This window comes from Acinetobacter sp. LipI_19, assembly GCF_058242925.1.
The window spans coordinates 413,013-434,029 of sequence record NZ_JBZAYK010000001.1 but is presented as its reverse complement, the minus strand read 5'-3'; the positions used below and the strand labels follow the sequence as shown (position 1 = coordinate 434,029).

Annotated in this window: 16 protein-coding genes and 1 pseudogene; 8 read left to right on the top strand and 9 right to left on the bottom strand. The window is 39.8% G+C overall.

Annotated features, from left to right (window positions below; all coding sequences use genetic code 11):
• Nucleotide 1 precedes the first annotated feature (1 nt).
• From AC4CVF_RS02145 to tatC, 6 genes are all read left to right on the top strand, one after another.
• Nucleotides 2–841, top strand: a complete 840-nt coding sequence (locus AC4CVF_RS02145) for an ABC transporter permease (protein ID WP_315074354.1) — start codon at nt 2–4, stop codon at nt 839–841.
• A complete protein-coding gene (locus AC4CVF_RS02140; RefSeq protein ID WP_004717492.1) occupies nt 841–1,629 on the top strand; it encodes an ABC transporter permease in 789 nt (262 codons plus the stop codon). The genes AC4CVF_RS02145 and AC4CVF_RS02140 overlap by 1 nt, the downstream gene beginning before the upstream one ends.
• 30 nt (nt 1,630–1,659) lie before the next feature.
• The gene (locus AC4CVF_RS02135) at nt 1,660–2,415 is read left to right on the top strand and encodes an ABC transporter ATP-binding protein (protein WP_327857534.1); all 756 of its coding nucleotides are present in this window, start codon (nt 1,660–1,662) and stop codon (nt 2,413–2,415) included.
• Nucleotides 2,416–2,511: 96 nt separating this feature from the next.
• On the top strand, nt 2,512–2,727 hold the full coding sequence (locus tag AC4CVF_RS02130) for a Sec-independent protein translocase subunit TatA (RefSeq protein ID WP_004823388.1): 216 nt from the start codon (nt 2,512–2,514) through the stop codon (nt 2,725–2,727).
• 13 nt (nt 2,728–2,740) lie between these two features.
• Entirely contained in the window at nt 2,741–3,157 is a 417-nt protein-coding gene (locus tag AC4CVF_RS02125) for a twin-arginine translocase TatA/TatE family subunit (protein ID WP_004717498.1), read from the top strand.
• Nucleotides 3,154–3,891 (top strand): twin-arginine translocase subunit TatC, encoded by a 738-nt coding sequence (tatC, locus tag AC4CVF_RS02120; RefSeq protein ID WP_419327118.1) that lies wholly within the window; start codon nt 3,154–3,156, stop codon nt 3,889–3,891. The genes AC4CVF_RS02125 and tatC overlap by 4 nt, the downstream gene beginning before the upstream one ends.
• 42 nt (nt 3,892–3,933) lie before the next feature.
• Here tatC and AC4CVF_RS02115 read toward each other — a convergent pair whose 3' ends face one another.
• Complete coding sequence (locus AC4CVF_RS02115) at nt 3,934–5,004, bottom strand: sigma-54 interaction domain-containing protein (RefSeq protein WP_419327117.1); 1,071 nt, start codon at nt 5,002–5,004, stop codon at nt 3,934–3,936.
• 317 nt (nt 5,005–5,321) lie between these two features.
• Here AC4CVF_RS02115 and AC4CVF_RS02110 point away from each other — a divergent pair, with 317 nt between their 5' ends.
• Nucleotides 5,322–6,413, top strand: coding sequence for an LLM class flavin-dependent oxidoreductase (locus tag AC4CVF_RS02110; protein ID WP_419820136.1), 1,092 nt, complete (start codon nt 5,322–5,324; stop codon nt 6,411–6,413).
• A gap of 127 nt (nt 6,414–6,540) precedes the next feature.
• Here AC4CVF_RS02110 and AC4CVF_RS02105 read toward each other — a convergent pair whose 3' ends face one another.
• The 4 genes from AC4CVF_RS02105 to AC4CVF_RS02090 all read right to left on the bottom strand — a co-directional run bounded on the left by AC4CVF_RS02105 (nt 6,541) and on the right by AC4CVF_RS02090 (nt 14,169).
• Complete coding sequence (locus AC4CVF_RS02105; protein ID WP_419327115.1) at nt 6,541–7,803, bottom strand: lipase family protein; 1,263 nt, start codon at nt 7,801–7,803, stop codon at nt 6,541–6,543.
• Between the two features lie 54 nt (nt 7,804–7,857).
• Nucleotides 7,858–10,350 carry a TonB-dependent receptor plug domain-containing protein gene (locus AC4CVF_RS02100; RefSeq protein WP_419820135.1) on the bottom strand — a complete coding sequence of 831 codons (2,493 nt, stop codon included), beginning with the start codon at nt 10,348–10,350 and terminating at the stop codon, nt 7,858–7,860.
• A gap of 166 nt (nt 10,351–10,516) precedes the next feature.
• Complete coding sequence (locus tag AC4CVF_RS02095; protein ID WP_105713535.1) at nt 10,517–12,349, bottom strand: ABC transporter ATP-binding protein; 1,833 nt, start codon at nt 12,347–12,349, stop codon at nt 10,517–10,519.
• A complete protein-coding gene (locus AC4CVF_RS02090; RefSeq protein WP_490788822.1) occupies nt 12,346–14,169 on the bottom strand; it encodes an ABC transporter ATP-binding protein in 1,824 nt (607 codons plus the stop codon). Before AC4CVF_RS02090 ends, AC4CVF_RS02095 begins: the two co-directional genes overlap by 4 nt.
• 286 nt (nt 14,170–14,455) lie before the next feature.
• On the opposite strand from AC4CVF_RS02090, the gene AC4CVF_RS02085 reads away from it, so the two are divergent.
• Nucleotides 14,456–15,511 carry an ABC transporter substrate-binding protein gene (locus tag AC4CVF_RS02085; protein ID WP_336951896.1) on the top strand — a complete coding sequence of 352 codons (1,056 nt, stop codon included), beginning with the start codon at nt 14,456–14,458 and terminating at the stop codon, nt 15,509–15,511.
• 395 nt (nt 15,512–15,906) lie between these two features.
• Here AC4CVF_RS02085 and AC4CVF_RS02080 read toward each other — a convergent pair.
• The 4 genes and pseudogenes from AC4CVF_RS02080 to AC4CVF_RS02065 all read right to left on the bottom strand — a co-directional run bounded on the left by AC4CVF_RS02080 (nt 15,907) and on the right by AC4CVF_RS02065 (nt 21,016).
• Nucleotides 15,907–17,175: pseudogene (locus AC4CVF_RS02080) on the bottom strand (acyl-CoA dehydrogenase family protein).
• 24 nt (nt 17,176–17,199) lie between these two features.
• On the bottom strand, nt 17,200–19,017 hold the full coding sequence (locus AC4CVF_RS02075) for a dipeptide ABC transporter ATP-binding protein (RefSeq protein ID WP_336951898.1): 1,818 nt from the start codon (nt 19,015–19,017) through the stop codon (nt 17,200–17,202).
• Nucleotides 19,014–19,868: an ABC transporter permease gene (locus tag AC4CVF_RS02070; protein WP_336951900.1), complete on the bottom strand. Its 855-nt coding sequence runs from the start codon at nt 19,866–19,868 to the stop codon at nt 19,014–19,016. The genes AC4CVF_RS02075 and AC4CVF_RS02070 overlap by 4 nt, the downstream gene beginning before the upstream one ends.
• Nucleotides 19,865–21,016: an ABC transporter permease gene (locus tag AC4CVF_RS02065; RefSeq protein ID WP_224965543.1), complete on the bottom strand. Its 1,152-nt coding sequence runs from the start codon at nt 21,014–21,016 to the stop codon at nt 19,865–19,867. Before AC4CVF_RS02065 ends, AC4CVF_RS02070 begins: the two co-directional genes overlap by 4 nt.
• Nucleotide 21,017: the final 1 nt, after the last annotated feature.

Here is a 21,017-nt window from a genome sequence, read left to right as displayed (position 1 = left end):
TATGAAAATCCTCGTAAATCCGCTTATCGAAAAAAAAATCGTGGCGATCAAAGCACCATTATGGAGGCGATTGTCTTCTGAGCAGGTCTATCGCTTGCTCTCATTCCTTTCACCCATCTTGGCGTTACTGGTTTGGCAATTGATTAGCTATTTACAGATTTTTCCAACCCAAATTTTAGTACCACCTATAACGGTATGGCAGACATTTCTTGCCTTGTTGCAAAGTGGTGAACTACAACTGCATTTAAAAGATAGCCTTTCTCGACTGCTGATGGGTTTTTCAATTGCGGCCACCTGTGCGATTTTGTTTGGCATTGCCTATGCATCTCTCAGCTCTTTCCGAAATTACACTTATATTTTGTTCAATATCCTTTATCAAATTCCAATCTTTGTGCTTATTCCTATTTTTATTTTGGTTTTTGGCATTGGTGAACTATTTAAAATTTTACTGATTATTAAAGCCTGTTTTTTTCCAATCGCACTCACAACAGCGGATGCTGTTAGAAATATTCCTAAAAAATATATTGAATTGGGCCAGATCTACAAACTAAAAACTCCAGCATGGTTGAGATACATCATCATCCCTTGCATCCTCCCACCATTAATCGGTGGACTGCGGATTGCTCTAGGTCGTGCTTGGTTGATTTTGGTGGCCGTTGAATTACTTGCTGCAGGCACTGGCATTGGTCAAATGATGGAGCTCGGACGACAAATGTTACGTTTAGACGTTGTCATGGTCGGAGTTTTTATTACAGGAATCATTGGTTTTGCTTTAGATAAAACTTTACGTCAGCTCGAACAATATCTTGTATCACCTGCATTGAGTTCAAGGGGGAAATAATGTCACAGCATCCACTGAACTTAAAAAGTGCTTTTGCGCAACCACTGATCTTGATCAAAGGTCTGCTGCTCCCGCTCCTTTTACTGGCTTTATGGCAATACAATTCAAGTTTAGGCGCCAGTCATGCCTATGCATTTGTGCCTTTACAGAAGGTGTATTTTGCTTTTATTCAGCTGCTTGAAACAGGTGAATTATGGTTAAACACATGGGGAAGTCTTAAAAAAGCTGGACTGGGGTTTTTACTTGGCTCGACAACAGGGCTACTACTCGGTGCCTTACTTGCCTATTCAAAAATTTTAAATGCCTTGGTTTCACCATTATTTAATAGCATTCGCCAAGTACCCTTACTTGGTTTAACCCCATTGATTGCACTGTGGTTTGGCAATGGTGAGCAGGCAAAAATCTTTATTATTGCGCTTGCTTCTTTTTTCCCGATGGTGATTAACAGCTTTCAAGGGCTAAGTCATTATGATCAGAAATACAGTGAAGTCGCTCGTATTTACAAATTATCTTTTTGGCAGGAATTTAAAAAAATCCGTTTCCCTCAAGCTCTCCCATATATTTTAACGGGGTTGAATTTAGCGGTGCCTTTTACATGGATTACCACAACTGCCAGTGAGCTGTTATTCAATGCTGGTGCAGGCTTAGGCAATTTAATGATGAAAGCTGAAATCAATGCCGAAATGGATATTTTGTTGGTGTGTGCAATCACGGTCACCCTCAGCGGTATTGGCATGACGCTTTGCATTCACTTGATTTCTAAACGACTACTGCAATGGCGTGTTTAACTGAATCTCCCATCTTCTCAGGATATTGATATGAGCTTTTCCTTACTCTCGATTAAAAAACTCAATAAATCATTTTATCGAGACCAACAAACTTTCACCGTATTAGATGGTATTCATCTCGATATTCAACAAGGAGAATTTATTTCTATTGTCGGAAGCAGTGGCTGTGGTAAATCGACCTTGTTGCGCTTAATTGCAGGATTAGATAAAGACTATCAAGGTGAGATTTTACTGAATCAAACACCAATACAAGGGACAGATTTAAAACGAGGTTTAATTTTTCAGGAGCACCGTCTATTGCCTTGGCTCAGTGTTTCCGAAAATATTCATTTAGCGCTCGAAGAAACCGACTTAAGCCGTGCCGAAAAAAATGCCCGTGTGGCAGAACATCTTACAATGGTGGGTTTAAAAGGTTTTGAAAATGCTTATCCACATGAGCTATCGGGTGGTATGGCCCAGCGGGTAGCGATTGCACGAGGCTTGGTTAATCAGCCTGATATTTTACTTTTAGATGAACCCTTTGGTGCTTTAGATGCAATTACACGTAGCCATCTGCAAACTGAATTACAACGTATTTGGCAAGATCAAAAGATCACCATGATTCTAGTTACACATGATATAGAAGAAGCGGTTTATCTGGGTGATCGCGTGATCGTAATGTCTGCTCGACCAGGAAAAATTAAAGAAATCATTCAAGTTCCTTTGCCCCATCCAAGACATAAAGACAGCGAATTATTATTTAACTATCGTAATCAAGCACTCAATATGCTGGACCATAGCGCATAATGAAATCGAATATTCATCGATATAAATATTATTTAGAAAATATATTCAAGCATGATATTTATATCAACAAGTTTTAAATTATTAAGGAAATATGAAATGGGTTTATCAATTTGGCATATATTATTATTTGCCGTGATCGTTATTTTATTATTTGGTACATCAAAACTTAAAAACTTAGGTAAGGATTTAGGTGGTGCAATTAAAGATTTTAAAGACTCGGTTCATTCTGATGATCAAAAACTGTCTGAAACAAATCAGCCTAAAGAAATCCATCATCTCGATTTAAATAAAGAAAAAAACACTAACCGGTGAGTACTAAATCATTATGTTCAATATCAGTTTTGGTGAACTCTTGGCTTTTGCTGTTATTGCACTGATTATATTGGGACCTGAAAAGCTCCCTCAAACATTCAGGGTGGGATTACTTAAATACAGAGCCCTTAAAAATAACCTTAACAAAATCCAGCTAGAGTTAGAAAATGAACTGGAATTGCTTGAACTAAAAAGGATCATGCAAGAAGAGCTGCTCAAAATAAAACAAAACGAAGAGCTGCTCAAACAGCAGCTTGCACAAATGCAACACGAAATCCAAAGTGTACATAGCGCTGTTGCTATAGCACATCAAGCGCCCCCTTATCCCACACATGATTATGTTTATCAAATCTCTGCGCGTGAATTAAAAGTACCCTTTTTAATTTACACAACATCATCCAATATCTTGCGTGAGGATCAAGCTGCATGACCGAACAAATACTCAGTGAAACACTCACTGAAATGAAATATAGCGAACATTTAATAGAGCTTAGAAAGCGTTTGATCTATAGCATTGCTACAGTCTTAACTATTTTTTTACTCTTATTGCCCCTTGCACAACACAATTATCATTTTTTGGCTCAACCCTTAATATCCCGATTGCCTAAAAATTCAACCATGATAGCTACAGATGTGATGAGTACATTTTTAGCGCCCTTTAAACTCAATATTTATTTTGCAATTTTATTGGCGATTCCCTTTATTCTTTATCAATTCTGGCGCTTTATTGCACCTGCTCTATATCAAAGTGAAAGAAAATTTGGCATGGCGCTTGTGCTCTCCAGCATCTGTTTATTTTATCTTGGCATCTTATTTGCCTATTATTTGATTCTGCCTTTGGCTTTAAACTTCTTTGTCTTAGCTTCACCAGATAATGTTTTACCGATGACTGATATCAACAGCTATCTTGATTTCTGTCTCAAGCTTTTTCTGGCTTTTGGTATCGCCTTTCAAATCCCTGTACTGACCTACATTCTTATTTTTATTGGTATTCTTTCTATTCAACAATTGGAACATTACCGTAAACACATCATTGTTTTGTTTTTCTTTATCGCAATGTTTATTACACCCCCTGATATTTTTAGCATGCTTGCACTGGCAGTACCAATGTGGCTTTTGTTTGAACTGGGTTTATGGATCACAAAAATGACCAGCCCAAAATAAAACATCCATGGTTAAAATGGATGTTTCTATTGCACAGCCCAATTAAACAATTTCATTTTTATTTGGTAATAAATTATATCTTGATAACAAATTACGTAAAACATTGCGCGACAGTCCTAACATTTTTGCAGTCTTAACCTGATTATTCCAGCAACTTGAAAAAGCGGTATTGACGATTTTATCTTCAATGATGTGCCATGCTTCACCCTCATATTCTTGAAATAAACGCTTGAGTACATCCTCAAACTCTTGAATCAAATCATTATCTGGTAAAACGCTTGAGCCACCCTCCTCTGAAAACCTTAGATGTTCAATATCAATGGTTTTGCCACCACTGATGAGCAGTGCATAATGGATATTATTTTCAAGCTCACGGATATTTCCCGGCCAACTATAGTTGAGTAGTGCATTTCTGGCGCGATCACTGATGTTGGGTTTTGGCGTAATCATCTTTTGTGAATAGGAGTTTAAGAAAAAATCCACCAAAGGCAAAATGTCACCCTTACGCTCTCGCAATGGTAAAATATTTAGCACAACCACATTTAGGCGATAGTATAAATCTAAACGGAATTTATTTTCTGCAACAGCTTTACGCAAATCAACATGTGTACCAGACAAGATGCGTACATTAATCGGGATCGGTTTACGTCCACCGACCCGAACAACTTCCTTTTCTTGCAATACACGTAACAATTTTACTTGCAAAGACAACGGCAACTCACCCACTTCATCCAAGAACAAAGTTCCGCCGTCGGCTGTTTCAAAAATACCAGGACGTGTCTTATGCGCACCCGTAAATGCGCCTGCTTCATAACCAAACAATTCAGATTCTGCAAGTGTTTCAACTAAAGCACCACAATTGACAGCAAGAAACGGCTTATTTTGGCGATCACTTTTCAAATGAATTTCACGTGCGATTAATTCTTTACCTGTACCTGATTCACCTTGGATGATCACACTGGCAGAACTTGGTGCAATGGTTTCAACTTGGCTTAATAGCTTACGAGAGTTTTGATCAGAAAATATAATCGCTTTTGCTCTTATTGGCTTAATTGGCACACCATTATCAGGCAAGGTAATTACTTTATAATCATTATCCAAATAGGATTTCATAATTAACCCTTTAAATAGCTGAGGAGGATATTAAAATAGAATAGTACAATTCTATTACAAAGCTGATAAATAATAATTACAGATATTTAATCCTAAATTTATATATTGAATGATTTTATAGACGTTTTTTATTATCCATTTATAATCAATATATTTCTATTTTTATGCAATGTTGCTTTTTAAACAATATGTCTATCAATTGATCATATATAAACAGCTTACAAAAATATTTTTGAAAAAATTATATATTTTATCTCTCCTCTCTATTTGGCATCTATTTTGCTCTTTTATTTAAAATTTACAGTATAGGTTAAATGATGAGCATAGAGTTTGTGGGTATGGTTTTTCCAAATCAATGGTCTGAAACCAAAGGGACCCGAGTTGGTCATAAAATTGATCTCGAATATTTACGCTATCATGCTCGTGCACATGAATATGCAGGCTTTGATAAAGTTTTAATCGCCAATGGACCAAGTAGCCCTGATAGTACTCAAATCGCAGCTTATCTGGCACAACAGACTGAACGACTGGGATTTATGATTGCACATCGCCCTGCGCTGATGACGCCTAATCTGGCTGCACGTTCCTTTGCCACACTGGACCATACCACTGGCGGAGGACGCATTCGTTTACATGCCATTACGGGAATTACCGCTGAACCCCAAGAAGGTGATGATATTGTTGATAAAATTCAACGTTATAAACGCACAGGTGAATATCTAGATATCATCCAAAAGCTTTGGAAAAGTGAGCAACCGATTCACTATGAAGGCAAATACTTTAAATTGGAAAATGCTTTCTGCCCTTTAAAACCGGTCAATGGAACTTCTATTCCGATTTCATTCGGCGGTTCTTCAGATATTGCCTACGATATCGCAGTGCGTCATGCAGATCTTTATTCGCTTTGGGGTGAGCCTTTAGCGGGCGTGAAAGAGCAGATAAATAAACTTAAAAATGCAGCAGAAGCAGCCAATAAACCACAGCCGCAGGTCAGTTTATCAGTACGTCTTATTATTGGGCCAACAGAACAACTCGCATGGCAACGTGCACAACAAATTTTAGCTGATATTCAGCAAAATCCAACTTTCCAAAATAATGGTTCACTTTCGGGACATAAAATTAAAGGCGTAGGTTCACAACGGTTACTGGCAGCAGCACAACAAGGTGATCGCCATGACCGAGCCTTATGGATGCCAACTGCAAGCGCAGTTGGGGCCTATGGTGATACCACCGCCCTTGTCGGAACGCCTGATACGATTATTGCCGCATTACTTGATTATGTAGATCTGGGCGTCACCACCTTTTTAAATCGTGGTTATGATCCAATTTACGATACTGTGGACTATGGTCGTTATATTATTCCTGCGGTACGAGATGAGGCGGCCAAGCGAAACAAACAGATTGCCTAAGTCCTCAAGCTAAATAAAAACCGCTCATTTAATCGGATTGAATGAGCGGTTTTTATTGCTTGCTAATTTAAGGTCTTGTCATAACCATGAGCATCATTATGAGGGATGGTTATTTTCTTCTGATTTTCTATTGTAAATCTGGTTTGCAAATGGACTGAATCTTCTCCCCTGCAATCACCTTTTTGGCAAATGGAATAGAATCTTGTAGGGAAGCATTCACTGTCTCACTATGTCCCAATCCATGATACAAATGCCCTTCAACGACTGTACCTGCCTTACATGCATCCGCCACCAACTTCATTTGATTACGTGCATCTGGTGTACGATCATTTGCCCCAGTGCCAATAAATAATGGATGATTGATTTTTAAGGTCGGGTAATAGCCATAATCATTGGATTGTTTTTCCTGTAATTTTTTATAGATCGATGGTGGATTCACCTTATAGGCTTGCGCAGGTGAAAGTCCTGCTGTTTGAATATCTCCCATAAAACTGGTCAAACAGGCATTTCTTGCTTGTTCCACCAAAGGCACTGCTTCAGCGGTAAAAATATCTTCAGTTTTGATTTCAGGAAATAAGCTTTGCGTCACTAGAAAACTATAAATACCATATGCTAAGGATGGACTGACTTCATAAGGATTTAACTTTAACTGATTCTTTTCAGCTGTTGCCTCTGGGTCCTGATAAATCACCCCTGTGCCAATAGATCCTTTAATATTTAACTCTGGTGCATAGGTTGCTGAATAAGCTGAAGCTGAAACAGCCCCTGCCCCACCTTGAGATTGCCCCACAATAACAAAACGATTTGCTAGAGGTAATTTCGTTTTAAGCGCAGCTCGACCGCTGTCTAAAATACTATAAGCAAGCATTGGATTATTGATCAGCAAGTGCGGGCCAGCCACACCAAGTCCTTCATAGTCAGTTGCTACTACAGCGAATCCTTCTTTTAACCATCGGTTTAAATATTGTACATCTCGATAAGATCGTCCATTCCAAGAAGGTGCGCAGGCATCTGCTAGACCAACCGTACCATGTGCCCATAACACAACAGGCCAACCTTCTTTCGGTGGCGTACCTTTAGGAAGATGTACTGTCCCAGAAACCACAATGGGGGTCTTACTATCCCTTCCACTTGTTGAACTATATAAAATACGAATGGCCGTACTATCATTGTCCAAACGGATATAAGGGTTGCTGATGTCCTCTGTCTTTAAGAGTTTTCCAGCTTGTTCTGGAATCGCAGCTTTCCATGTATAAAATGCTGAAACACGTCCATCCCCATAACGATCTTCAGGCTGTGGGGCTTGCTGGGCATTTGCCATTCCAGCAGACGTTAGTATGCTTGCGACAAAAACGGATTTAACCACATTAGATATAAACGTATTTTGCATTTTCATGATCTTGAAACCTATTTAAAAACTGTTTTAAAAAATTTATTTTTTAATTTAAAAGTCGTAACTTACACGGCCATATAAATACGTTCCAAAGGCACCTTCTGGCGCATTAAAACTGTATTTGACGATGTTCCCTACAGATGAGTCTTTGGCTTTGTCTGGGTAACTGTTAAATAAATTATTTGCGCCCAGATTGAATTTTAGCCCCTTTACCCACGCATCTGCTTTGTAGCCAAAGTCCAAATCAGCAATCCATTGCGGATCAAAGGTCTGATCCAATGAAGTATTGGTATTATTTAAGGTGGTCCATTTATCATAACGACGGACTGCGGCATTGATACTCCACACTTGATTTGACCAAAGTGCCCCCAATGCTAATTTGGTTTTTGGCGCTGTAGATTCAATTAGGCTTTGAGTATTTCGACCTGCAATACTGGAGACTGGAATTCGCTCACCTTTTGCAGTAATTGAGTCTCGGCTGTCAGTGATTTTATTTTTATGATAAGCCAAGCCTAAATTCAGCTTTAACTTGCCATATTGTTCAAGATCAAGATCATGTTTTAACGCGAACTCCAAACCACGCGTTTGTGTATCTAATAAATTATTAAAAAACGCCACATTGGCTATATTTGCATACGGTGTATTTGCAAAAGCATTATTGATCACGCTGCCCGTAATATTGTCAGAAAGTAAAATACGATTTCGAATATCGATTTGATAAAGATCTAAAGTTGCAGAAGTATTGATAAATGGTTTGAGTACCAAACCTAAAGAATAATTGGTCGATTTCTCAGGCTTAAGTGAAGTTCCACCGATCAGTAAAGCAGCGTCACTTCCCGCAACTAAAGTCCTTTGCTGTACATCTTGCCAACCTGTCGGAGTTTGCACCGTTTGTACACTATAAGCGGAGTATCCTTGCTGGGCTAATGACGGTGCGCGATAACCTGTATTGACAGATCCACGAAGGGTCAACTGCGGAGATATATCATATTTGGCAAAGAGTTTGCCGTTGGTTGTCGAACCAAAGTCTGAATATTTTTCTGTTCGAATAGCAGCACCAACATTTAAATCTTTTACAATATCGGTTTCGAGATCCAAATAAACGCCGTACACATCTCGACTAATTTTGCGTTGGTCTTGATCTGTAATACCCGCGTATATACCTGGGATACCCGTACCTAAAGCCGTACTTGGATTAAAATAGGGTCCACGGGTATAAGCAATGGGGTCGCCTGCATTTTGTTTATATTGTTCCCAACGGTATAGCGCTCCCGTCGAAACAGTCAATGGACTGGCTAAACCATCAATTGCAAAATCACGACTATAGTCCAGTCCTGTATTGAGTTGGGCAAAAATGTTTTCCCCTAAATCATAATCAGAGGGTGAATCTGCACCATAACTTGGGTTAATGCCATTGCCTTGTTCAGTGCTGACTTTGTTTTGTCCATAAGTGGCATACAGGTCATATTTTCCTGAAGTCTGGTTGCCTTGTTTAACCCCAAACGTGGTCGCAAAATCATCCACACTGACTAAACTCAAAGGTGAGCGTCCATCAGGATAACGTTGCTTAAAATAACTGGATTGATTCAGTACTGTTTTTGTGGTTGGAGGCTCATAAAAATTTTCCCCGATGGTCTTACGATGCCCATAACTACTAAAACCATACAAGGCAATTTCATCAGTTAAAGGTAAATCTAAATTCGCAGTGATATTGATTTGGTCTTTTTGTTCAGGAGAACCAAATTTCCAAGTTCTAAAGGGTGTGTTCTGCTCGGTATATTGGGCTTGGGTTGAACCATCATAAAATGTTCGCGTATCTGGTGCAGTATTACTTGCAGCTTCACGCTTTCCTAAATCTACGGCAACAGTTAAAGCACCATCATTGGGTAATTCAAAGCCTTTCCAAAGATTGATTTTATGCTGTTCACCATCCCCTTGTGTATAGCCTCCAGTTTGATAACTCACGCCACCACCATGATCACGTGATTTCAATATAATGTTAACCACGCCCGCGATCGCGTCAGAACCATATTGAGCTGCGGCACCATCTCGTAAAATCTCTATACGTTCAATGGCACTAATCGGGATTAGGCTTAAATCTGTTACCGCAGCACCTCTCCCCCCAGCATACGCTTGTCGAGTGAAGTAAGCCGCTGTATGGCGACGTTTACCATTGATCAAAATTAAGGTTTGATCTGCAGATAAACCTCGCAATGCAATACTCGGCGGCACCGATGCACCGAAACCACCCGCAGGTGATGTTGGTAAACTGACTGACGGCGATAAGCGTGTTAATGCAGCTGCAAGATCACCTGCTCCTGTTTCTTGTAGTTCTTTGGCTGTCACAATGTCTACTGGAGCAGGAGCCTCTAAAGCACTATTGATAGCTCGCCGAGAACCCGTTACAACAACTGATTGCAATGTCACGACATCCTCTTTTTCTGATACAGGCCTTTGTTCATTTGCCAAAGTGATTGAGGCGGTAAGTGTACTGAACGCAAAAACAGAAGAATGAAGAATGAATTGAGAAAAATATGTACGCATATAAGCTTCCTTAACGATCTGCACCGATATAGCAAAGCCAATGCCAAAATTTTTATTATTGAATATCAAAAACTTGTCATTAAAAATAAAAAAATCATTGTTTATATTTAAACAATGATTCGAAAAAATGTTTATAAAACCACAGATTTACTCGTGGCGCATAAGCTTATACAAGTTGATTGTGTAAATAAGATTGATACAACTGATAGTAAGATTGTTGCTGTTGAATCAGTTGTTCATGAGAACCTTGTTCCACTACAGCCCCATTCTCAATCACCACAATTTTGTCTGCTTCTTGAATGGTACTTAAGCGATGTGCGATCACAATACAGGTTCTATTTTTACATAAGCGTCGAAGGGCATATTGGATTTTCTGTTCCGTATAAATATCAATCGCAGAGGTCGCTTCATCTAAAATTAAAATTTTAGGATCAGCCAAATATGCACGTGCGAGACAAACAAGTTGGCGTTGCCCATGACTTAAATTTTTTCCGAGTGTTCCAACTTCAGTAAAATAACCATGAGGAAGCTGTCCTAGAATATCATCTGCACCAAGTTCTTCAATCGCCTGAATCAGTTGTTGATCTGTAGCTTCGGGTTGAATTAAACGTAAATTGTCTAAAATTGTGCCGCTAAACAAGACATTGTCCTGTAAAACAATACTGACATTTTGTCTTAAACTGTCCAGATGAATATCCTGTATCGGATAACGGTCTAAGAAAATCCCACCCTGCTGAGGCTCATAAAACCGTGTCAGTAACTGAACGATCGTGCTTTTACCATGACCTGTAGGCCCCACGATCGCAACCACCGTTCCAGCGTCGATCTCTAAATCAAAATTTTGTAAAACAGCTTTGGTGGTATAAGCAAAATGTACAGACTGAAAACGAATATGCCCGTTAAGTTGCCCTAATTTCAACGCATGTGGTGCATCTTGAATGCTAGATTGGGTATCTAAAAGTAGAAATATCCGTTGTGCACACGCTGCACCATTGGCATAACGCTCAAATAAATCGGTCAATTCCTGTAAAGGTGCCAAGAATAAAAACACATAAAAAATACTTTCGGCAAACTGTCCAATACTGATGACACCTTCACTATAAGCATAACTTCCAATCACAATAAAAACTGCGGTTGCCACTGTCGAAAGCAATCCAGTAAATGGGGCAAACCAGCTGGTCCGCTTACTTCCATAAATAATAGAATCATTAAAATCTTTTAAGAGCTGCTGATAGCGCTGTTGATTGGTTTCACTATAATTCAATTGCTGAATAATTTTGGCGCCATTTACCGTTTCAACCAAATGTGCAGTAAATCGACTGCGTTCTTCGGCAACCCGTCCCCAATGCCGTTGTGATGACTTTTTAAATATTGCAGTCATTGTCAATAAAATCGGCAAAGTTGCAAATAAACACCAGAAAAATGGGGGATAAATATGCCACAAAAGCACAGATGCTAATCCGCAACGTAAAATCGCAGAAAGTAGTTCAGGTGGTCCTTGTATCAATACTGGTTCTAAAGTATCGACATCACGATCCGCTCGTGAAATAATTCGGCCGGCTTTAGTTCGATCAAAATAACCAATATTTAAAGCTTGAATATGTTGAAATAATGAACGTCTTAGATCATTAATGACACTTAAAGCCGCTTTTCCAGACAAGTATTTTGATATACCCGCTAATCCAAAACGACACACCCAGCTGAATGCCAGAATAGCAATTGCTATAAAAAGTACTGGCTGATACAACACCAGTTTCCCACCCACTTGCTGAAATCCAGAATCTAAAATGTACTTGACTGCCCATGGACGTACAAAGATGCTCAGCACTTGTAAGATCTCTACTGAGATCATGGCTAGAATTAAATAACGAATCGGATAAAGCAAAGGAATGAGTTTTTTTAACATTCCGCGATGTAGCGCGGTTTTTGCTAAGTTTTCTTCGATCTGCAGATCAGAGATTTTCGTCAGCGGTTGGAAATTTTTAACCGTGGTATTCATGCTTGAATCTCCTGTTGCGCTTTCTGAAATCCCATCAACTCCCGATAAAATTCGCAATGCTGGAGCAATTCTGTGTGGCTCCCTTGAGCAAGAATTTGTCCCTGATCTAATACGATAATGCGATCTGATAAAGAAATCGTGGTCTGTTTATTTGAATTGATCAGGATGGTTCTTTTGAGCTGATTTTTATTGTCAGCCAAGCCTGATAAACGCTGTAACACCTGTTTTTCTGTAGTGGAATCTAAAGCACTGGTTGAATCATCAAGCGCCAAGATTGGCGAGTTTTTTAAAATTGACCGTGCCAGTGCAATCCGTTGTTTTTGCCCTCCAGATAAGGTGACTCCCTTGTCCCCTATTCGTGTCTCCAGACCAGCATCGAGTCGCTGTAACAGTTCAGATGCTGAAGCCAAATGCAACGCGTCTCGCATCTCCTGTTCAGTCGCATCCTGTTTGGCTATTTTTAAGTTATCCGCCAAGGTTCCTGAGAAAAAGAAATTATCTTGCGGAATAATCTGAACCATATGACGTAAGTTAACTAAACTCAGATCTTTAAGATTGAGCCAACCGCGTTGATCTGAACCAATCCAGACCTGCCCTGCGGTTGGATCGATAAAACGATTGAGCAAGTTCATCAGTGTGGTTTTACCCGCTCCAGTTTTCCCCACAATGGTGACGATTTCACCTGCTCGGAATTCAACATTACACTGTTTTAAAATATACTTTTCTGTGTTTCGATCCTGAAAACTGACATTTTCCAGTCGAATATTTAAACCTTCATCCCCATCAGCATCCCCTTGTAGTGGCAAAGCATGTGCAGCATCTACAATTGCCGATTTCTCATCTAGCATTTGCCATATTCGAGTTGCCGATGAACGTGCATCTGCAAAAATATGTAAGACCTGTCCAATACTTTCAATACGAAACACCAATAAATTTGCCATAAGTACAGCAGCCACAAATTGCCCAATCTGTAATTGATTTTGTCCAATTAAGTAGCCACCAAACCCAATCACCCATAAGTAGGAACAGGCAATAATCATTTGAGGAATCGGTAAGCGTTGTGCGCTGGTGCGAATGGTTTGAATAGAATGACGAATAAAGCTATCAACTGCAGCATCAAAACGTTGTAAGAGCTTTTCCTCAAGTTGAAAGGCTTTGACTACTCGAATGCCATTGACGCTTTCAGCCAAAGTATCACTGACTTTTTCATAGGCATAGGCAACTTGATGATCCAGCACCACCAACTGATTGGTCAGTTTAAACAGCACTGCTAGGCCTAGAAAAATAAAAATAAGCGGGACGATCCCCAACCAAGGATGATACCAACACAACAATCCAACTGTTGCGACGACCACTAGACTGGATTCAAACACTTGTCGCCAAAAATTAATTAAAGCTTCTTTTAATTTATCTGAATCTCGGGTAGTTCTTGATAAAACTTCACCTAATCCGTGTTTCCAGTGCCATGAAACATCTAAATGCTGGACTTGGCTAAAGATTCTTTCTCTTAAAATACTTAACAATTGCTGTCCAATCGTCAAGGCACTTAAACCTGCTAAATATTGAATAATTGCACGAAGTAAAGCGATACTCGTCAGTAGAATAAACCAAAACCACGGATTTAACGGATCTGTAAAAGCATGCTGAAATAAACGTTCAGGTTGGCTGTGTTTTAGCGTATCAATCGCATGTCCGATTGAATATTGCTGTAGTGCTAAGCCAAAATTGGCAAGGACAAATAATGTTGCCGTCAATACAAAGCGAAATGGCATAAAACGATATAAGGCCAAACTTCGCAGCAGTGGATAATTTTTAAACATAAAAATAAAACAACAACTAAAGATCTATAGCTCACTGCGAGATCTATGCCAAATTTTTCAAAGGCATAAATATTTTAATCCACTGTTTTATATTATTTTTTTAAAAAACATGTTTGATGAGATGTTTGATTTAAAACATCCACACTTGTTATCTGTTGTTATTGCAACAATATTTGATATATCAACATCATAAAAATAGATATTAAAAATATATTTTAAATATCAACAAGTTAAACAATGGCATCAATATTGCTTTAAAGCATTCAAATCACAACAGGATGTCACAATGACAACACTTCAAATGCAACCATTGAATACACTTTGGTATACACGCTGTCCAGTTCCTACAGGGCTTGGAATCTCGATTCAAAAAGGCTGGCTAAAAGAAAAATTTATTGAGCAACAAATTGAAATTAAATCAATTCGTGAATCGAACTCAAAAGAGGTTCGTAACTCACATTTTAACCATACCCTTGCCAATTCAGTTCGGCATGGTGGCAGTATTCCTGCAATTTGGGCATATGCTTCTGGACAAAAAACCAAAGTCATCGGTTTATCTTGGGCAGATGAAGTCCAATTACTGCTGACTCGATATGATTCCCAAATTAAGACGGTTGAGGATTTAAAAGGTAAACGCTTTGGACTCCCACTCAATCAAGATGCCATCATCGATTTCTCTCGTGCTCAAGCCATTCGCGGTTTAGAAAATGCATTAAAAACAGTAAATCTTAAGGTCAGTGATCTGGAACTGGTGGATTGTCTGCGTGCTGATATATTAGTGGCGCAACAGCAAAATCATACCGAAGAAAATGATTCGAGTTTCTTTAGCAATCGTAATAAACTGAGCGCAAGTGCAGAGATTGTGGCTTTAATCAAAGGGGATGTCGATGCCATCTTTTTAAAAGGTGCACATGCAGCACAAATTGCCCATGATTTTGCCCTGCATACCATTATTGATATTGGTTCACATCCCGACCCTATCCTACGTTCAAATAATGGTACCCCTCGAACACTAACTGTGGATGAAGATTTTCTATCGCAATATCCACAACAAGCTCAATCCATTGTCGATGCGGTTTTACAAGCTGAACAATGGGCGCATGTGCATGCAGATGAAACTCACCGCTATCTGGCTAAAGAATGTAATAGCAGTGAACAATGGGTTCATGCAGCTTATGGCGCAGATGCACATCTCAAACTGAATACCAATTTTGATGAAACATCGATTATTGCCTTACAAGACCTCAGTGACTTTCTCTATCGCTGGAAGTTTATTCCAGCTCAAATTAATGTTCGTGAATGGCTAGCACAAGACATTGCTATTCATGCACAAGTGGCTTAACAATACGAAAAAATAAAAGGTTGTCGTAATGACAACCTTTTATTTTTCAGCTTTCAAATTTAAGACATCCCCCTATACAAAAGCTTCTGACTATTCTCAACGCATAAAGCACTGCTATGCTCATGAATAACAATTATCTTAATGGCGTCTTACTGAAGTTCTTAACCAGCTCTTACCTAGCCTCAGAATCAGTCAACGGCTCACGCTACTTTTGTTCCGGGAAAATGAGACTCCAAACTTTGCAAGAAAAGCATCTTGCAGAGTGCTGCTTCTCACCGTAAAACTCACTGCCCACCATCAGCTCGTTTAATCAATCGCAAAAAATATGCGATTAAGTACTGCCTCAAACAGTTGTGGATGAGGTTTACGAATAGCATATTTTTATCGAACTCAAATTATGACTTAAATTTGGTCACATTTTCAGCCTGTTTCTTTAAAAGTACAGAGTTATATTCACCAGGTGGAATATTATTTAAATAATAATTTCCAACATGATATAAACGCCAACGAATCGGATCATGTGTGGTATGCGTACGTGCATTACGCCAGAAACGATCTAAATTCCATTTTGACAAAGTAGAGCTTGCTCCAAGTAAGCCAAAAATTTCACTGGAAATTTTCAAAGATGCATGGTCGGACTGACTCCGTGTGGCAGCCACAGATAAAATCAATTCAGTTTGTAAAGCTTCATCTTCCAGATTGGTTAAATGCTGCTCAAAAATCGCTGCTGAGCGATCTAAAAGTGCTTCTGCTGAACGGACCAAAACTGCAAACTCGCCAATTTGCTTAATGATATGCGGTTCCTGTGTCGGGGAGTCGACACCACTTTCCACCCAAGGACGAGCATTCTGTTGCAAATAATCAATCCCCCCTTCAAGTGCACCTTTGGCAATACCTGTATCCATAGCTGCATGCAAAATCTGAGGCCAAGTTAAACCTGTGCGTAGCACTGTCCCTAAACCACCAGTATTGCGCTTGGCAACATAGCGTTCATCGACAACAACATCTTTAAAATTGACTGTACCACTGACACTATTGTTTTGCCCCATTGCATCCCAATCATCAAGCAGTTCTACCCCATGCGTATCACGATGAATCAAGATCGAAACAGGTCCATCATCACTGCCTGCAAATAAAGAGATCCACTCAGCCAATAAAGAGCCTGTGGAATAAAATTTACTGCCATTTAAGATTAACTGCCCTTGTGAATTTCTTTCTACACGAGTCTTATGCTGAAATTTATCTTTTCCGCCCACTTCTGCGAGTGCATTGCCTAAACGTTTACCACTCAATACATCACGCAATAATTGATCGCGAATATCATCCTCATAACCCGTTAAAATTCCTCGAAACATGGTGAAATGAATTTGTAGAAGTTGTCCCACACCACCATCTGCAGATGAAATGATCTTTACCACATTGACCAATGTGCTAATACTCGCACCTAAACCACCAAATTGTTGAGGAACAATAATCGCTGTCAGACCTGCTTCTGAAATTAGGCGGGCCTGTTCATAAGGAACACTTTTGTTATATTGAGGATCTTGGGCAAATTCTGTCAGTTGTTATGCTACTGCCTTGGCAATATCCAATGCTTCTTGTTCACTTTGAATATGTCTTATACTGCCTAATTCTAAAAAATTGTGTTGCTGAATATCGTTCATTTTAACTCCGGAAAATCTCTTTTTTTATGCACAGATACGCTGTGCTGTAGTCTTAAATAAGCTGGGGGCATGTGTAAGCAAAGTTTTGGTATACGCATGTTGCGGATGACTCAGTACTTGATCGGTTTCACCGTATTCCACCAGATGGCCATTTTTTAAAACGGCAACTCGATCAGCAATTGCTCTAACTACCCCAAGGTTATGGGTAACAAAAAGTAAAGTTACGCCTTGCTTTTGCAATTGTTGCAACAGTTTTAAAATAGATGCTTGTACTGAGACATCTAAAGCAGAAGTAATTTCATCGCAAATCAAGACATCAGGCTGACATAACAGCGCTCGTGCAATCGCTACACGTTGCCGTTCTCCGCCAGATAAATCTCTTGGGTAGAGTTCTTGAACCTGTGGAGGAAGCGATACTTGTTGAAGTACCTGAACGACCTTTTGTTGAGTTTCTTGCTGAGATGTAGCAAAAAAGTGCTGAACCACTTTAGTGAGTGTCTGTCCTATGGTATGTGCTGGATTCAAGGCTTTATATGGATTTTGAAAGATATATTGCAGTTTATGTCGTTGTGTTAACTGACGTTTTTGTCCCTGCAAGGACAATACTTCATCTGCTAAAATCACCTGACCTTCTGCATTTTCATTCAGTCCTGCAATCACTCTAGACAGTGTGGTTTTACCTGAACCAGACTCCCCGACTAAGGCCAAACATTCTCCACGCTGTATTTGAAAAGAAACATCGAAAAGTGCTTGTTGCTGGCCATACCAAGCATTGATATGTTCTACTTTAAGCAGTGCCTGTTGATCTGTTTTTAATTCAATCATATGCGGATCAAGCTCTTGAAAATTGATCACGCTCACTTCATCCCAATGATGACAAGCAACAAAATGTGGATCAAATGCTTGAGATAACAGGGTTAATTTCGGTTGCTGTTGATGACATAATTCGCTAGCGAAAGTACATCTTGCGGCAAAAGCACATCCTGTTGGACGATCATTCGGTGAGGGTGCATGTCCTTCGATGGGGGATAAATATTTACGAATCGACACATCGGGGATGGCATTGAGTAAACCTTGGGTATAAGGATGTTTTGGCGTTTCAAATAACTGGCTTAATGCGGCATCTTCTGCAATCTGGCCTGAATACAGGACGATTACGCGATCTGCAATATCTTTCACCACAGTCAAATCATGTGATACATAAATTGCTGCGACATTATATTCGCGACATAATTTACGAATAATATTCAGCACTAAAGTTTGGGTCGTAACATCCAATGCTGTTGTCGGTTCATCCAAGACAATTAAGCGAGGCTGTAACAAAAATGCCAATGCTAATAAAATCCGTTGTTGTTGCCCGCCAGAAAGTTGATGAGGATAGCGCTTTAAAAACACATCATCCTGAGGCAATCCCACTTCATCTAAAATTTTAGCAACTTTATGATTTCTTTCACTACTGGATAAGCGTAATTGATGGACTTCTAATAACTCAAGTAGATGCTGTCCAATGGTTAATGCTGGATTTAGTGCCGTTCCCGGATCTTGGGCAACGTGACTGATTTTATAACCTCGAATTTGACGCAAGGCGTGATCGTCAAGACTGAGGATATCTTGTCCATCCAGCGCAATTGTGCCTTGAATAATTTTGGCACCATGTCGTGCATAGCCCAATAACGCACTCGACAATGTGGTTTTACCTGAACCACTTTCTCCCACCAACCCAAGGACTTCGCCCTCATTTAAATGAAAAGAAATATTCGAAACCACATGATTGCCTGTGTTGACCAATGCCACCGTTAAGTCTTTTACCTGTAGTACCGTATTCTTTAAAATCTCTGTCATGGTGATTTTTCCTCAATCCGTGCTGCGGCACGCCCTACACCTTCAGCCAACACATTGGTTCCCAGCGCAAACAAAGCAATTAAAATCACCGGTGCAAATACTGCCCACGGTTGAACCAATAACCCAGCACGATTTTCATTAATCATCAGGCCCCAATCGGCTGCAGGAGGTGCGATACCATAACCAAGAAAAGCCAGACCAGATAACATGCCAACAGCCCACGTCAACATCACCCCAAGATGAATTAATAAGGGTGTCAGCATATTGGGTAGGATTTCACGGAATAAAATATAGCTTTTCGAGTAACCTAAAATTTTGGCGGCCTCTACATACTCTTGCTCAACCAAATTTAGCGCAACACTTCGTGCAAGACGTACTACCCCAGGAATAAAAGCAATCGAAACAGTGAGCACAATCAGCCATGGCTCACGCCCTAGCATCGAAACGATTAATAGCACTAAAATCAGATCAGGAAATGCCATAAAAACATCCGTCAGCCAAGTCACAAACTGGTCAACTTTATCTCGTGCAAAAGCAGCCAATATGCCTAAACTGGAACCAATAATTAAAGCCACCAGACTGGCAGCGAGGGTCATCCAAATAATTGAAGCACCACCCGCTAATACACGAGACCAAACATCATGCCCAATATAGTCATAGCCAAGAAAAGCCTGTGCTTCAGGCGCACCATAGGTCATGCCCACTAAGGCAGTTGGTTCAAAAGGAACCAGCACTGGGCCAATAAGCGCAAATATCAAAACTAAGCTTGTCACTACAAAACCAAAACGAACTTGTCGCTCAGAAATCAAGGCTTTAAAAAACTTACGTTGATACCAATGAAGTGTGCTCATTTTCCCTCTCCCGAATTGATATTCTTCAAGGCATTACGGCGATCCACAGGCTTTACCGTAATCGGTCGGCCAGATTTCCATAAACGTAATGCCTGACGTAAACCAGGTGAGCGGGCTTTATGTTTTTTTGCAGTGCGTATTTTCGGTGTGAGTAAAGTCGTAATTAAGTCTGCAATTAAATTGACCACCACCACACAGATGGTCAGCAATAACACAATCGCTTGAATCGTAGGAATATCCCGCATTTCAATTGCTGCATTCAATGCATTGCCAATTCCCGGATAACTAAATACAACCTCAATAATTAAAGCCCCACTGAGTAAAACCCGTATGGTCAATGCCGTGCCTTGTACCACGGGCACTAAAGCATTAGGTAAAACATGCTTCCAGATAATGCGACGCTCTGGAATACCACGTAATCGTGCTGAAGTGACATAATCGGACTCTAAGGCATCGATCATTGAGCCTCGCACAAGACGCATGAGATAAGGAATAAGCGATAAAGCTAAAGTTAAAATGGGTAAAATTAAAAACTCTAGCTGGCTAAACGGAGACTGCCCAGGAATCAACAATGATGCAGCAGGTAATACATGCATGATCGAAGTTGAAAACAACATCATCAGCCAAATGGCAATGACAAATCCGGGCACTGCTTTAAAAATAATCGAGCTAGATACAATGATTCGGTCTAGTTTGCTATCACGACGTAGCGATAACCAAACCCCAAGTAAAACTGAAATCGGCACAGTGATTGCCACTACCAAGCTACTCAAAGCAAGCGTATTACCAAAATAGTTTTGAATAATCTGTAACACAGGTACATTAGAATCAATTGAGCGTCCAAAATTACCTTGTAATAATTGAGTCAGCCAATTCCAGTATTGCACCAATATCGGTTGAGTCAGCCCCAATTGTTCACGCAGTATTTGAACCGTAGCTTCTGGTGCTTCTGGCCCTAAAATGACCCGCGCAGGGTCAGATGGAAGCGCTTGAGTCGCGATAAATACAATTAAACTAATCACAAAAATCACTAAAATTCCTGACACGATACGGGTCAAAAACCAAGGTAACCATGCAGGAAATTCAAACGACTTGGCGATAGCTGGATGTTGAATCGAGCTTTCAATTTTGCTGGCTTGAGTCGTCATC

Excerpts from the sequence above, each read along its gene's own strand:
- AC4CVF_RS02145 (WP_315074354.1), top strand. The coding sequence starts at position 2 with ATGAAAATCCTCGTAAATCCGCTTATCGAAAAAAAAATCGTGGCGATC.
- AC4CVF_RS02140 (WP_004717492.1), top strand. The coding sequence starts at position 841 with ATGTCACAGCATCCACTGAACTTAAAAAGTGCTTTTGCGCAACCACTG.
- AC4CVF_RS02135 (WP_327857534.1), top strand. The coding sequence starts at position 1,660 with ATGAGCTTTTCCTTACTCTCGATTAAAAAACTCAATAAATCATTTTAT.
- AC4CVF_RS02130 (WP_004823388.1), top strand. The coding sequence starts at position 2,512 with ATGGGTTTATCAATTTGGCATATATTATTATTTGCCGTGATCGTTATT.
- AC4CVF_RS02125 (WP_004717498.1), top strand. The coding sequence starts at position 2,741 with ATGTTCAATATCAGTTTTGGTGAACTCTTGGCTTTTGCTGTTATTGCA.
- tatC (WP_419327118.1), top strand. The coding sequence starts at position 3,154 with ATGACCGAACAAATACTCAGTGAAACACTCACTGAAATGAAATATAGC.
- AC4CVF_RS02115 (WP_419327117.1), bottom strand. The coding sequence starts at position 5,004 with ATGAAATCCTATTTGGATAATGATTATAAAGTAATTACCTTGCCTGAT.
- AC4CVF_RS02110 (WP_419820136.1), top strand. The coding sequence starts at position 5,322 with ATGAGCATAGAGTTTGTGGGTATGGTTTTTCCAAATCAATGGTCTGAA.
- AC4CVF_RS02105 (WP_419327115.1), bottom strand. The coding sequence starts at position 7,803 with ATGCAAAATACGTTTATATCTAATGTGGTTAAATCCGTTTTTGTCGCA.
- AC4CVF_RS02100 (WP_419820135.1), bottom strand. The coding sequence starts at position 10,350 with ATGCGTACATATTTTTCTCAATTCATTCTTCATTCTTCTGTTTTTGCG.
- AC4CVF_RS02095 (WP_105713535.1), bottom strand. The coding sequence starts at position 12,349 with ATGAATACCACGGTTAAAAATTTCCAACCGCTGACGAAAATCTCTGAT.
- AC4CVF_RS02090 (WP_490788822.1), bottom strand. The coding sequence starts at position 14,169 with ATGTTTAAAAATTATCCACTGCTGCGAAGTTTGGCCTTATATCGTTTT.
- AC4CVF_RS02085 (WP_336951896.1), top strand. The coding sequence starts at position 14,456 with ATGACAACACTTCAAATGCAACCATTGAATACACTTTGGTATACACGC.
- AC4CVF_RS02075 (WP_336951898.1), bottom strand. The coding sequence starts at position 19,017 with ATGACAGAGATTTTAAAGAATACGGTACTACAGGTAAAAGACTTAACG.
- AC4CVF_RS02070 (WP_336951900.1), bottom strand. The coding sequence starts at position 19,868 with ATGAGCACACTTCATTGGTATCAACGTAAGTTTTTTAAAGCCTTGATT.
- AC4CVF_RS02065 (WP_224965543.1), bottom strand. The coding sequence starts at position 21,016 with ATGACGACTCAAGCCAGCAAAATTGAAAGCTCGATTCAACATCCAGCT.